This is a genomic window from Labilibaculum sp. K2S, assembly GCF_030372765.1.
Classification (GTDB): Bacteria; Bacteroidota; Bacteroidia; order Bacteroidales; family Marinifilaceae; genus Labilibaculum.
In genome coordinates this window covers 265,849-280,527 of record NZ_JAUCMW010000002.1, presented here as the reverse complement: position 1 = coordinate 280,527, position 14,679 = coordinate 265,849, and the positions used below count along the sequence as shown (strand labels likewise).

Below are 14,679 nucleotides of genomic sequence, written 5' to 3'. Positions count from 1 at the left end.
CTTGATTCATTCTCGAATCAAGCTTTTTTGTATCTGGCAGCAAATGTATAACCAATAGCTTTTATATGCTTGAAGCCTCAAAATGATCTTTTAGTATTTTTAATTCTTCTTCAAAGCCTGATTTTTCTCCTTTGTACAATTTCATAATTCGCTCATCAACAGCAACCAATTGCTGAGGCAATTCAAGATGTTGGTTGGTAAAAATCATTTCCATGTCTGGATTTTGCACTTGCATAACTTCCACTAAATCCATAATTGATTTGTTGTATTCCACCAAATTATAAACTCCTGAATCTAATTTTCCACCTAAAAGATTGGCTAAAATACTGCTGGTTTTTTCCAGAGAAATAAACGGACGTTTTTGGTTTCCACTTCCGTGGATTGAAATACGCCCCACAAAATGTGAATCGAAAAATAAACTGTTTAGAATTCCTTTCATATTCATGCTTACGCCGTAACCAAAAACATTTCCCAAACGAATAATTTGAGTGTTTATTTTCGACATGATTCGCTCAACATGTTGTTCGCCTCTTAAAGTAGAACTTCCCAATGAAGTGGTTGGTTCAGGAATTGAGTAAACATCAAATTCATTATCAGAATAACCGTAAACAGCGGTTGAACTAACGTATATCAATTGTTTTACATTGCTTTCTTCGATGGCATAAACCAACTCAGCGGTTCCCCAGTTATTAACCTGCTCATGAAGATGATGGAGCTTATCGTTGTCCGAATTTTCAGCAGCAAGATGATAAACTACATCTACATCTTTTATAATTTTATCGAGAGTTCTTGAATCCAAAAGTTCACCTCTAACAAAAGTTAGTTTACCAGGTTTTATTTGGGAGTGTAAAAACAGATTGAAGTTGGCTTGATGCAGATTATCCAATACAATAATCTCTTTTACATCAGGGTTCTGATTCAATTTTATGCATAATTCGGTGCCAATGTAACCGGCACCACCTGTAATTAATACTCTCATTGTATCTGTGTTTTAATTTCGGACTATTAGCTGTAATTATTACTTATCTTTTTTAATCACCAAATCGGTATTTAAGCCACATTCGGTTTTTTTCATTCCAAACCATCGTGCCGACCGGTCATCTCCCAGAGTCATTTTTCGTGTACAAGGCTCACATCCAATGCTGTCGTAACCTTTTGCTTCGAGCGGATGACGGGGAAGATTGTATTCTTTAATGTACTTGTAAATTTCCTGCTTGCTCCAGTCTAACATCGGGTGAAACCGGATGACACCATGAGGAGCATCTTGTTCAATGTTCATCGCTTTTCGAACAGCCGACTGATCTGCCCGAACACCATTGATCCAAACATCGTGATCAGCCAAAACAGCATCCAGAGGTTGTACTTTATTTAGGAAACAACAGTAGTCAGGATCAGAGGTGAAAAGAAAATTTCCCTTTGCATCTTTTTGTTGTGCTTTTGGCACTGAAGATTTTGCATCTATAATTTTCAATCCAAATTCTTTGGCGATTTGATCTTTAAACTGAATGGTCTCAGGGAATAGAAATCCGGTATTGATAAAATATACAGGTATGGTATTGTCTATTCGGCTGATAATATGAAGTAAAACAAGACTGTGCGACTGAAAAGAGGATGTGGTAAACATCGTCTTTCCTTCGGTTTTGTATTGCTCCAGTTTCTTTTTTATGCTTTCAAAATCCATTGTAAAATCCTTTTGCCTTGCTAAATAAAAGGCGGGTAAATGTGTATGTAAAGGACGGTAAAGATACTAATAAATATTCCAAATTTTGGAGATTTTGATGGGAGAGTAGCTTCGGATAACCGATAAATGCTGAACTTATAATATAAGTTGCAGTATAAGGTTTTCAATCAATTTTAGTAAAGTAGTATGGCAAATAATTAATTCGGATTAATGTTTGATGAATTTAGAATATTTTGGGTTTAAAATTTGAGCTAAGATTATTGTTTTGTTAAGTTCTGATCATATATTTGTATGCGCATTTTTTTTGTCTTAAATTCACTCATTCAGAATGTTTGTGGTAATTTTTTACAGAGTTTGGCAACTTATTGAGGATTGGTGTTATATTTAACGTGTGTTTTTTAGCTGTTTATGTAAGAAGATTTATAATTGTTAATATGATAAAAAAATTCTTTCTTTTCTTTCTTTTCGCGATACTAATTACTGAAGCTTATTCTAAGGATGATTATAAGAAAGTCCGGTTTCATGATTTAGATAGCTTGAAAGCAGCCATAAACGAGCTGATTATGGTTGAGGGAAAAATGAAAAATTCTGATAGCGTAATCGGCCTTGTATCTGATAACAGGAAAATCTTAAAAGATGAATATTCGTCCTATTTACATCTGCTTTTGAATAAAGTTAAAACAGATGAGGATACTACTGGCCTGGCAGAAATATATTATCGGATAGGGGTAAACCATCGATATACGCATGGCTACGATTCTGCTAAATATTACTATCAAAAATCATTGCCTTTTGCTCATAAAATAAAAGATTATTACAAATTAGGGCGAATATACAATGAGTTGGGGGTTGTTTGTCGAAAAACGGATCGGAACGAAGAGGCTCTTAATTATTTTGTTTCATCAATAAGTACAACAAAATTTACTAACAATTTATATGGCAAGGCAATTGCTGAAAATGGAATTGGAAATATCTATTTGGTACAAAAAGAATATAAAAAGGCTTTATCTTATTTTCGGGAATCTTTAAAGTATGGATTGAGTAGTGAGAATAAATATCATTTAGAGATCAGTTATGGCAATTTGGGCGAAGTCTATCTTGATCTTCATGAACCTGATTCTGCGATTTATTACGTGAACAAATCATTAGAATTGGCAAACTTTCGTGGCAATCCTATTGGCGAAGGAATTTGTTATCAGCTGTTGGGGCAGGTGAAAATGTTTCAGAATGAGTATGAAAAAGCGTATGAGTATTATGAGAAAGCGCTTGATTTACAACGGAAAAAAAATGATCAGCGATATTTGAGTACCATTTTAATTCGACACGGAAATGTTTGTTCAAAATTAAAGAGATACAAAGAAGCTGAAAAGAATTTATTGGAAGGTAGAGAATTATCAAAAAAAATTCATTCTATTGATAATTTGATGTTTGCCAATCAGGTGTTGTACGAGATTTATTATGCTACGGGAAGATTTCGAGAGGCAAGTGATGCGCTGTTACTGACTAAGAATTATACCGATTCGTTATACAACAGCGAAACTGTACGTGTAATGAATGATTTGGAATTTAAATATCAATCGGAAAATAAAACACATCAGATCGAATTGCTAAATACCAGAAATCAATTAATTGGGGAGTCTAAAAAAATGCAGAGAAATCAGTTTGGAGTTCTGCTATTGCTCTTTGGAGGATTGGCTGCTTTTTTTTATTATTTATACAAGAACAAACAAAAGGTTTCAAGAGAGTTACAGATAGTCAATCAGATGAAATCGAAATTCTTCAGTAGTATTTCCCATGAATTTAGAACCCCTTTAACATTAATAACAGGTCCGGTAGAAAAGCATTTAGCCCGGCCTCATAGTAATGAGGAGCAAGATGAAATGAAACTGATTCTGCGTAATACCAATAGATTACTTGCATTGGTCGATCAACTGTTAAACCTCTCTAAAATTGATGCAGGCCATTTTGCTATCTCGGCACAGGAAGGCGATTTGTCAACATTACTAAAAGGAATCTCAAATTCGTTTATTTACCAGGCATCTGAGAAAAAGATAAATTATCAATTGGAAATAAATGAATCAGGAGATGTTTGGTTCGATACGAATATTGTCGAAATAATCATTACCAATTTATTATCCAATGCATTTAAGTTTGTTCCTGGAAATGGGAATGTAGAAATGAAGCTTGACGCGTTTAATGATCATATTAAAATCATTGTAAGTAATTCGGGCTGCACATTAACCAAAGAGCAATTGGCTCATATTTTTGATCGATTTTATCGTGCAGGCGAAAACGAAACACAGGGAACCGGTATCGGACTCTCTTTAGTGAAGGAATTATGTGCTCTTTACCGCGCACCTATAAAGGTTAGTTGTTCCAATAGTCAAATTATCCAATTTGAATTGTTGTTGCCTACGTCTAAAGAGCATTTTAAGGCAAATGAATTGTCGCTTTTACCTCTGGCAAAAAAAGAGGAGCAGTTTTATGAAGTAAATTCAGATTTGAACCCGGAAGAAGAAAATGAGATGAAAATTGAAGATTTGCCCGTATTATTGCTTGTTGAGGATAATTTAGATATGCGGAAATACATCAAGACTTACTTTATTCATAAATACAAAATTTTAGAAGCTGAAGACGGGGAAATTGGTGTTAGGATGGCAATTGAATATATTCCTGATTTGATTATTTCGGATGTAATGATGCCAAAAGTTGGTGGTGTTGAACTTTGTTCCTGCTTAAAAGCAGATGTAAAAACCAATCACATACCAATTATTTTATTGACTGCCAAAGTTGGTGATGACAATGAATTGGATGGTCTTAAATCCGGTGCAGATGATTACATTGTAAAACCATTTAATGCTCAGGCTTTAATTGTTAAGGTTGAAAGACTAATTGCCACAAGAAAAGAGATGCAGAAAAAGTATCAAAATGAAATAGTTATCAGTCCTTTAAATATTGTGTTTCCATCAGAAGAAGAGAAATTTGCCAGAACATTGCAGAAAGTTCTGGAAGCGCATTTACACAATCCCGATTTTACTGTCGATCAGTTTTGCGAGGAGACTTTAATGAGCCGAACACAACTTCATCGTAAGTTAAAAGCATTAACCGGACTGTCGGCTACTGCATTCATCAGAACGCAAAGAATAAAAATGGCATCGGAAATTTTATTGAAACCGGATGTGAATATTAGTGATGTTTGTTTTTCTACCGGATTTAACGACACTTCGTATTTTTCCAAATGCTTTAAAGAGATTCAAGGTTGTACTCCCTCGGAGTATATAAAGGAACATTCCAATTAAAACTTTTTAAGTAAGCTTATTGTGATACATTCTTAAGTAGTATTTCTTAATGTGTACAGGTAAATCTATTTGTTTTATCTAGGTAATAATTATTTTTAATGTACATCAAACTTTATCTTAATGTACATCAAAATAAAGTTTGATGTACATTAAAAATTAAAAAGATAAAGAGAACAAAATCGCTTGTTGCTTACCTGATGATTAGCAGGTAGGCAATTTGTTATTTGGTCTCTTGCCAAGTAAACATCAAAACTTAGTTCATTTAATTTTATAGAATCTTTTTTGTTGAGGATATTCGTGTTGCCTTACACGAAACACATACGGGTTATTGCTCCTGTGTTTGTTAATTTACCAACTCATTTTAATTGTTATCGGCTCAAAAATGATGTTTTCTTAAAACCAGAGCCAATTTATTTTACGATACTTGTTTGGATGGTTAATTTAAATCTTGTATCAATCAGCTATATTTCAATTAGTTGTATTGTTTTGGAACATTTGTTTTGCCATCTGGAACATTTGTAATACTCCAATTTCTTTCTTTTCTATTTTTCTCTGTTAATCCACAAACATTTTAGAAAAAAGGATCAGACGTGAAATGTCACTAAAAGTCTCATATCCAAGAGGTAATTGATGTTTAAACTGATCGGATTTTATTGCATGATTGTGTCTGATCAGCATCCCTTCTGTCTTCCATTTGTGTGAATGTTATGTAATTGTAATTTATTTATACAGATAAATAAAATTCATGTAAATATCTGATATTAAATATTTTGAACATTCATCTTTGTTTTTGGAACATGCTTCCTATTGGAGGTTTGGTTTACGGCATACATTTACATTGTATTCGAAACCAAAAAATAGAGGTCATGAAAAAAGGAATATTTATTACGCTTTTGTTCACATTTTGTTTTGCTCTTGTAAATGGACAAGTAGTGGAGCCGGAAAAAGTAGTTAAGAAGCAAGGTACACGTCGTGCTAATAATAAAATAGAAAGAGGTGTAGATAAAGGCTTCGATAAACTGGAAGAAGGTATTGGAAGTTTATTCGGTAAAAAGAAGAAGAAAAAGAAAGCTGCGAATGAAGAGTCAAAAATTACTTCAGGAAACAATGAAGACCCAAATAGAAATGACGGGAATAATAGTAACGAGGGAGCAGAAAAGCAAGTTGCTAAAAAGCCTGACGTGGTTTGGAATAAATTTGACTTTGTTCCCGGTGATGTTGTAATCTTTGAAGATGGTCCTGCAATTACGGAAGAGAACGGTGAATTCCCTAGTCGCTGGGATTTGGTGAAAGGGCAGGTTGAAATAGCAAGTGTGAATGGCGAAAATGTGATGATGTTTATGGATGGAACGCCAGCTGTTGTTCCATATCTGAAGAATGCAAGTGAAGATTATCTGCCGGAAGTTTTTACTGTAGAATTTGATTTTTACAAGCCGGTACACGGCAATAGATTTTCGGTATACTTATATGATATAAAAAATCAGAGGAATAGTGGTCAGGAAATTGAAATAGGCTACAAACATATTTCTGTTGAAAATAGTAACGTTTCCGGAGAACACCCGAATTTGGATTATACCTGGAATGATAAAGCCCGATGGATACATGTATCGATAGCCTACACAAAAGGCAAGTTGAAAGTGTATATGGATGACACTCGATTGATAAATATTCCGCATTATGAAGCAAATCCGACGGGAATCTGTCTGCAGGCTTATTGGGCTGAACTCTCTGCCGATAAAGCATATTATGTGAAGAATGTTCGCATTGCAAAAGGAGGAGTGAAATATTACGACAGAGTATTACAAAATGGTAAAATTATCTGCAACGGTATCCGCTTCGATGTAAACAAGGCAAGTTTAAAGCCTGAATCGATGGGGCCAATCAATGAAATATTCCAACTCTTACAAAAACAGCCGGATCTAAATTTCAGTATTGAAGGTCATACCGATAGCGATGGCGATGATGCTTCAAACAAAAGTTTGTCGGAAGCCAGAGCTAAAGTGGTGATGGAGAAATTGATTCAGATGGGCATCTCATCGAACCGATTGAGTTATGCAGGCTATGGAGAAAGCAAGCCATTGGATAACAACAGCACTCCCGAAGGAAAAGCAAATAACCGTAGAGTAGAGTTTGTGAAAGTGGAAGGAATTGCAGCAGCTGGCAATCCAAAAACATCAGGCAATTCAATTTTTGATTCTTTGGATCGAAATGCAATTGACACAAAAATGAACAGCCTGCAAAGTGGGAGTATTGAAGTAGCGAATCAATCAGGAGTTGTTTTGCAAAATGGAACTACAATAATTTATGGTACGTCTGACGGGTATCTTGGTAAAATGGAAGTTCTGGATGTTGATGAAAGTGACAATTATAAGCTTACCGTTAGATATGTTACCTATAATGATAATGGTTCGGTACATAGTAAATCTGATCATTTGGAAATAGGCGGATCCTATACGTGCGATTTAGATAAAGGAAAAACTGAAGATTTGATCAGCTCAGAAGAAGATTTTTGGTTGAACCGACCAACAGCCAAAGAGGCGAAAATTGAACAATTGGAAAATACAGGCTTTTATGTAGTTCCGAACTAATTAGAATTTTTAAAAACGAACCAAATAAATACCAATTTGAATTATGAAAAATATAGTAAAGTACTTAACACTAGTTGTATTTAGTATCGCATTGTTTTCTTGCGATAAGGACGATGATTTACAGAGTAAGGACATTAAGCGTTATAACGTGGAATCAGGTATTGTGCATTACGAAACTTCAATATTCGGCCCATATGTGAATGGATCAGGCACAGAAGATTTGTATTTCAAAAAATGGGGTGCTCTGGAGATGAGTTTTGAGGATAAATCGGAAACAATTACCATCGTTAATGTTAATGGAGTAGAAGAATCGACAACTACGAATGCCCGTAGTGCCTATAAAATTGATAATGAGAAACTTTATTCGGTTGATTATAAAAACAGTATAATTTATACCAAAGAAGATCCTCTAATTGATTACATGCGCCAGAATAATTTAGATGCATTGGAAGCAGCGAAGGAGACAATGGTAAGTATGGGAGGAATGCAACTGGATAATGAAAAAATTTTGGGTTGCGATTGTGAAGTATGGGATCTTCTTGGCGTTAAGGAGTGGATTTACAAAGGGGTAACCCTTAAAGTAGTTTCTCATATGGCAGGAATTACCGTAATAAAGGAAGCAACAAGTGTCAAATTTGAAGTTTCGGTTGCTGACAGCTATTTCGAGCTTCCTAATTTTCCTCATAAGGACATTTCTGATTTGTAAACAGATTATCAAGTAATACGAGAGTATTTGTATTCATTATCACAAAAAATATAGATATGAAACGTCCATGCCAAAGCAATTTTGACACACAAGGGGATGATTATTCCTGCTTGGTAAGTTCCATATGGTAACTAAAAAAAAAATTATAATCATATGAAACAAATTTTAGTCATAGTGCTCTGTTTTGTCGCCAATTCGACCTTGTTGGCTCAGGGGAAAGTGGAAAAAGAAGGCGTAGATGTGATGCTGGAAACCTACATGAAGGCAAACAAAAATATGATTGATTCGACCAAACCCATGATTGATTTTTTCTTGAAGTATGATGAGAAAGATAGCCTAAAGGCGCCCAATCAAAGTGATTTCGATCAGATGTTGAATCAGATGGGAATTATGGATGAGGTGAAAAATGATCAGAGTGGTCTGACGAAAGAGGATGCTTTTCAATTCATTAATGCATACATCAATGCAGATAAGTCCATTGGAAAAGAAGGCGAAAGACCAAAGAAACCAGTGCAGGAAAGCCAATTGGATCAGGAACTGAAAAAGGCTGAAAAGCAGTTCGATGAAGCCAAGCCCGAACTGGAAAGAATGCTGAAAGAAGCCGAAAAGGAATTTGAAAAGCTCCAAAAGCAATCAAATTTCATGTCTTACGATGATTTTAGAAAAAGAGCCAAACAAAGGAAGCCTGATTTGAGCGAGAGTGAAATTAGAGATGCTTATAATGAAGTTATGAAAGTGTTAGGTAACCCATTTAAATCCAAATAAAAATGAAAAAAGCAACAATTATTCTTATCGTATTGCTGTCGCTGATAAAAGTGACAAATGCTCAGGATTCAAAAATAAGTGGGAGCTGGCTGGTTACGAAAATTGTGGTGGGCGATCAAGTTGATGAACCATTATTTGTTATCGATTACAGTGCAAATGGATCTATTATAACTCAGGGAATTGATGTTGGATCGTGGTCGCATAATCAGAAAGAAGAGAAATTGATTATGACCTCGGATATGGATAAAGATTTTGTCGGAGATTGTAAGATTATAAATTTGAACGAGAAAGAGCTAAACTTTGAAAAGGGTGATCAGAAATGGTTTTTGTCCAGATTAAATATGGATGAAATAGCTAAGATTAATTCTGAATCAGGTCTCATTGGATCATGGAAGTTTGCTGATGATGCAAATGATGATTCAACAAGAGTATTGACCTTTGAAGCTCCGGACAGTTTTACTTTTATCGAGAAAGAGCCGGGAATGGAAAGTAGAACTGGTGGAATGTGGATTTACAATCAGGAGGAGAAAAGTCTTTTGTTGATTGGTAGAATTGAGCAGGTTCGAGGTAAAAACAGAATCCTTACAATCAGTAAAAAAGAATTGGTTTTAGAGAATGCAGGAGTGGAGATAATCATTCGTAAATCAGATGATAGTTCCCAAAAGATCGAAAGATTGAACTTTACGGGAGATGATTTTTTCGATGAGAATGGTGATTATAAGTATGATAGTGAGGAAGGAAAATTGCCTTGGACTGATCCTTTTGAAATGCTGATGTCTTTAGTAAATACGAGTCAATTGGAATATAATTTTTCAACATTAGTAGAAGGGACAAAAGTTTTTGAAACTAAAAAACTGACCGCCGATGTTAAGACCGATAAAGATGAACAAAGTGTAAGTATCGATTTTATTTTTTACGGATACGACAGATACAATTTGCCTGATGATACTCAATTACCTCCGAATATTTTGGATTTCAATTATTATAATCGCCTGTATCCATTAAAAGAGAATTCGTTTCGGGTGGCTGGGCAAGAAAAACTAACAACACCATCGGGCACTTTCGATTGTACCGTAATTGAGTCTGTTGGCACTTCCGAAGAGAAATATAAACTATGGATGATTAATGATAAACCTGGAATTTATGCCAAGATAATTGAAGACAAAGATGGCATGTTTGGTCATTACTATATTTATGAATTGAAGAACATAATAACAAACAATTAAGCTATGAAAAAGACACTTTGTATTTTATTTTCGATCCTAATTGGTTTCGCTTCGTGCGATAAGATTAATGACTTGAAGACAAAAGATTTTTATGATCTTAAATTATCGAAAAAAACACTTGTTACCGTAAATTCGGATAAAAGTGCTGCGGTTAAGATTGCAGAGAATCATCCTTTTTCTCAAACAATTAGTCTCGATTTTAACGATTTGAATGACGTAAAGGAATACCTGAACAAGTTGGAGGCTGTAGATGTTACTTCCGTGACTTGTAAAATTACAGACCTATCGGCTGGAGAGGTAAATTCATTAAACCTAAGCGTGCCGGATTTGAATTTCGATTTTGACATTCCAACAGTTTCCGAAAACCAGCCTCTTGTTGTGAACTTCACTACAGAGCAATTGGATGCAATTGCAAATGAATTGTTACAAAGCAAAAATCTAAAAATGATAATCTCAGGAACAGTTACTGAAAAGTCGGTTAGTTTCAATATTGAAACAACAGCTTTAGTAGATGTAGAGGTGAAAGTTTTATAATCCTAAATAAATTATTAATAACTAGTAAAAGTAAAAAAATGAAAAACAAAGTAATTTTATTATTCGCAACCGTGCTTACCGTATGTTTTAGCCTTACAACACAAGCACAAGACTCAAAAGTTTTGGCCGGAGCTGGTCTTAAGTATGCAACCGACATCAGTACTTTGGGTATTGAAGCTAAAGGTGTTTATTTAGCAAGTGATACATGGGAAATTGCTCCTGCATTCACTTATTATCTTAAGAAAAATAATGTGAACTGGTCTACATTAGATTTCGATGCACATTATGTTTTTTCTGCAGATGATAAAAATACATTTTATGCCATTGGAGGTTTGAATGTAACCTTTTGGAAATTTAAAATGGATGGTGCTGATTCATTAGGTGAAGAGTATGGTGAATATGCTGATTTAATTGGAGGTTTTGCATCCGATTTAGATGCTTCAGGAAGCGATGTTGGAGTAAATATTGGTGTGGGTAGTCGTTTTGCTATTTCCGATAAAATGTATTTTAATGCAGATTTGAAGTATACCATTGGCAATGCCAACTACTTGTCAGCAGGAATAGGATTGTTATACCATTTCTAGAGTTTATTTAACGGCATACATTAGTTAGTACTTCCTGTTTGGGCAATCAACCAATTCACTTTACAACCATTCAACCATAATAAAAAAGTCCCGGACAGGAAGTCTTTCTGATTAAATTTCTTTCAACATTTTTCTTACAGCTTACAAATAGGCCCGAACATTTAATTCAAATCCATTAACCGATGAAACGTCCATGCCGAAGTGATTTTGACACACATGGGGATGATTATTCCAGCATGGTAAGTTCCATATGGCAATTAAAAAACAAATTATAATCATATGAAACAAATAATTCTGATCGTAACCTATTTACTAATGACCTTTGTTGCTACTGCTCAACAAAAGAGTCAAATATATGCCATCAAATCGGGGCATGTTGAGTATCAGCTCAGCGGAAATACGACTGGCACCAAATCTGTTTGGTGGGACAACTATGGGAATTCATCTTTTACGGAAACCAAATCGGTAAGTGTAACTAAAATGTTTGGAATTAAGAGTGAAACCAAAACACATGATATCTCGATTATTAAAGATGGCAAATTTTGGTCTGCCAATTTAATTGAAAATAAAGGACAGAAAGGAACTGTTCCTTTTCAGGATATTACTGAAAATATGACCGATGCAGAAAAGAAGAAGATGGGGAAAGATCTTTTGGAAGCTTTTGGCGGCGAGATTGTTGGCAATGAAGATGTTTTGGGGAATGAGTGTGAAATTGTAAAATTAATGGGCGCTAAATGTTGGATTTACGAAGGTGTTACTTTAAAATCAGAAGCAAAAATATTAGGTATTGAAGCGATCGAAACAGCTGTCCGATTTGACAAAAATATTTCTGTGTCTGCCTCAAAATTTACTCCTTCTGCCAACATTAAATACGAAGATCAGGATCAATATCAGCAAGAAATATTTGGAGGTATGAGTGATGCTTTTAATGATGATAGTGATGGCGATGATGAAGCAATGAATTTAGTTCCTGTAAAGTATCCTTATGAGAAGTTTCAGAAAATAGCAAATGGTTTTAGCTTCAATAATTACCGAAAAATGATGGTAATGAATATGGAGGGAACCTATAGTGCCATGTTTATGAAAGGAATGAATGGTAGTTTGGGAGTTGCGGCGACTTCTCGTAAAAATGGCAACCTTGAACAAGAAGGAAATCTTGAAGTTTTCACTCACAGTGGGAAAAAGTGTATGTATGGCAAAATGGAAGGAGATGAGGGCATTTCTTTAATCATCGAAATTCCAAATTACGATACATACATTATACTTGTATCCAGCTCTGTTCAGACTAAACCAGAGATGCTTCAACTAATGGATGCTTTTAATTTTTAAAAAAGATAGACTATGGAAAATAAGCAAAGTTCATCTGTTGCTGCACTGGTTTTTGCCGTAGCATTTATTATCGGAGGTTGGTTTTTTTACAAAAATATCAGCCAAAATATTGTAGGAGAGGCGAATGCTTCGAAGTCATGGCCTGCCGTTGAAGGCACTGTTACTTTAGCAGATATTAGCACATCGATAAGTGATGGAACGAAAATGTATGCTTCCAACATTGTTTACAAATATGTTGTTGAGGGTAAGGAGTATTCAGGAACCCGAATTTCTACTGTTGATGGAAGCAGCAGCAGTGCATCAAGTGCAAAAAAAGATATTCAGAAATATTCAGAGGGAAGTTCGGTTACAGTTTATTATGATCCGGAACTGCCTGATGCTTCCTTGCTTGAACCCGGACCCAATTTTTTTACTTATTTGATTACTTACGGACCCTTACTTTTTTGTTTAATTGGATTCCTGATGTTATGGCAATTTGTTAAGAAAATAGGATTGTTTGTTTTAGCCTTGTTTATAGGCTCAAGGAATTGAAATAGAAAAGAATTAGATAATTAATATCACCAAATTATAAATACATAAATCATGAAATCACACGAAATAGATTACAAGATTATAGGGCACGATATTCAGTTGGTAGAGATTGAATTGGATCCAAATGAAACAGTCATTGCCGAAGCTGGAGCAATGTTATATATGAAAGAAGGAATTGAATTTCAAGCTAAGATGGGTGATGGATCAGAGCCGGATAAAGGAATTTTCGGAAAATTACTCTCGGCGGCATCCAGGAAAATTACCGGAGAGTCAATATTTATAACTCATTTTACGCACCGGGGAACAGGAAAAAGTCAGGTTGCTTTTGCTGCACCCTATCCAGGAACTATTGTTCCTATCGATTTGGACCAATTAGGAGGAACCGTGATTGTACAGCGTGATGCCTTTTTGTGTGCCGCATTAGGAACAAAAATAAGCATGCATTTTAATAAGAAATTGGGTGCAGGTTTTTTTGGAGGCGAAGGCTTTATTCTCCAGAAATTGCAAGGAGACGGAAATGCTTTTATCCATGCAGGAGGTACATTAATTGAGCATGAGTTGAATGGCGAAACTTTGCGGGTTGATACAGGTTGTGTTGTTGGTTTTCAGGAAGGCATCGGCTTTAGTATTCAACAGGCAGGGAATTTAAAATCGATGGTTTTTGGAGGGGAAGGTTTATTTCTGGCAACTCTTCAGGGAACAGGAAAAGTGTGGCTGCAATCCATGCCGATTAGTAAATTAATTAATCAATTATCAACAGGAGGTTCCAATAGTCGAAAAGAAGGTAGTAACGGGATTTTACAGAGTCTATTGGAATCATAATTAAAATCCTGAAATCATGATAAATATTGAATATTTAATCGACAGAGTAAAACTGGTTACCGTTCAACCGAAAGAAGCATGGACGAAGATTAGTGACGAGCAAATAGACCTGAAGGATTTCTTGCTATCCTACGTACTTCCTTTGGTTTTGATTCCTACCATAGCCTCTTTTATTGGTTACGGATTGATTGGCCTGGGGAGTTATTTTAAAGTTGCTTCTTTTAGCTGGGGACTTCATCAGGCTATTCTGGCTTTTTTAGGCGCATTTTTAGGTGTTTTCCTAAGTGCTTTCTGCATTCATAAGCTGGCTCCTGCTTTCGATACTCAAATAAGCTTTGCCAATGCAATTAAACTGGTAGCCTATTCTTATACGCCAATCTGGCTTGCAGGAGTTTTTTACATTCTTCCAAGTCTTACCATTCTGGCTTTACTGGCTGGCATTTACAGTTTGTATATTTTATATATCGGTTTTGTTCCGATAACAAAGGTAAGTGAGGAAAAAAAGACCAGCTACTTTATTGTTAGTCTGATTTTAGTAATTGGAATGTCCGTTTTGGTCTCTTTCGTGATTGGAGCAGTTCTACTTTCAGCAGGCTTAAGTACATATTAAAAAA

General features: G+C 35.2%; 13 protein-coding genes. 11 read left to right on the top strand and 2 right to left on the bottom strand.

Features of this window, described 5'->3' with window-relative positions:
* Positions 1-61: 61 nt before the first annotated feature.
* Positions 62-979, bottom strand: a complete 918-nt coding sequence (locus QUH73_RS04220) for an NAD-dependent epimerase/dehydratase family protein (RefSeq protein WP_289529215.1) — start codon at positions 977-979, stop codon at positions 62-64.
* A 39-nt stretch (positions 980-1,018) separates the two neighbouring features.
* Complete coding sequence (locus QUH73_RS04215) at positions 1,019-1,681, bottom strand: phosphoadenylyl-sulfate reductase (RefSeq protein WP_289529214.1); 663 nt, start codon at positions 1,679-1,681, stop codon at positions 1,019-1,021.
* Between the two features lie 434 nt (positions 1,682-2,115).
* Here QUH73_RS04215 and QUH73_RS04210 point away from each other — a divergent pair, with 434 nt between their 5' ends.
* The 11 genes from QUH73_RS04210 to QUH73_RS04160 all read left to right on the top strand — a co-directional run bounded on the left by QUH73_RS04210 (position 2,116) and on the right by QUH73_RS04160 (position 14,675).
* Entirely contained in the window at positions 2,116-4,980 is a 2,865-nt protein-coding gene (locus tag QUH73_RS04210; protein ID WP_289529213.1) for a tetratricopeptide repeat protein, read from the top strand.
* Positions 4,981-5,846: 866 nt separating this feature from the next.
* Complete coding sequence (locus tag QUH73_RS04205) at positions 5,847-7,568, top strand: OmpA family protein (protein ID WP_289529212.1); 1,722 nt, start codon at positions 5,847-5,849, stop codon at positions 7,566-7,568.
* A 43-nt stretch (positions 7,569-7,611) separates the two neighbouring features.
* A complete protein-coding gene (locus tag QUH73_RS04200) occupies positions 7,612-8,274 on the top strand; it encodes a hypothetical protein (RefSeq protein ID WP_289529211.1) in 663 nt (220 codons plus the stop codon).
* 153 nt (positions 8,275-8,427) lie between these two features.
* The gene (locus QUH73_RS04195) at positions 8,428-9,039 is read left to right on the top strand and encodes a hypothetical protein (protein ID WP_289529210.1); all 612 of its coding nucleotides are present in this window, start codon (positions 8,428-8,430) and stop codon (positions 9,037-9,039) included.
* A 2-nt stretch (positions 9,040-9,041) separates the two neighbouring features.
* Positions 9,042-10,265 (top strand): hypothetical protein, encoded by a 1,224-nt coding sequence (locus tag QUH73_RS04190; RefSeq protein ID WP_289529209.1) that lies wholly within the window; start codon positions 9,042-9,044, stop codon positions 10,263-10,265.
* Positions 10,266-10,268: 3 nt separating this feature from the next.
* Positions 10,269-10,799: a hypothetical protein gene (locus tag QUH73_RS04185; protein ID WP_289529208.1), complete on the top strand. Its 531-nt coding sequence runs from the start codon at positions 10,269-10,271 to the stop codon at positions 10,797-10,799.
* 38 nt (positions 10,800-10,837) lie between these two features.
* Positions 10,838-11,383, top strand: coding sequence for an outer membrane beta-barrel protein (locus QUH73_RS04180; RefSeq protein ID WP_289529207.1), 546 nt, complete (start codon positions 10,838-10,840; stop codon positions 11,381-11,383).
* A gap of 279 nt (positions 11,384-11,662) precedes the next feature.
* The gene (locus tag QUH73_RS04175) at positions 11,663-12,712 is read left to right on the top strand and encodes a hypothetical protein (protein ID WP_289529206.1); all 1,050 of its coding nucleotides are present in this window, start codon (positions 11,663-11,665) and stop codon (positions 12,710-12,712) included.
* A gap of 12 nt (positions 12,713-12,724) precedes the next feature.
* Positions 12,725-13,243: a DUF3592 domain-containing protein gene (locus QUH73_RS04170; RefSeq protein WP_289529205.1), complete on the top strand. Its 519-nt coding sequence runs from the start codon at positions 12,725-12,727 to the stop codon at positions 13,241-13,243.
* A 51-nt stretch (positions 13,244-13,294) separates the two neighbouring features.
* Positions 13,295-14,065 (top strand): TIGR00266 family protein, encoded by a 771-nt coding sequence (locus tag QUH73_RS04165; RefSeq protein ID WP_289529204.1) that lies wholly within the window; start codon positions 13,295-13,297, stop codon positions 14,063-14,065.
* Positions 14,066-14,081: 16 nt separating this feature from the next.
* On the top strand, positions 14,082-14,675 hold the full coding sequence (locus QUH73_RS04160) for a Yip1 family protein (protein ID WP_289529203.1): 594 nt from the start codon (positions 14,082-14,084) through the stop codon (positions 14,673-14,675).
* The last annotated feature ends 4 nt before the right edge of the window (positions 14,676-14,679 follow it).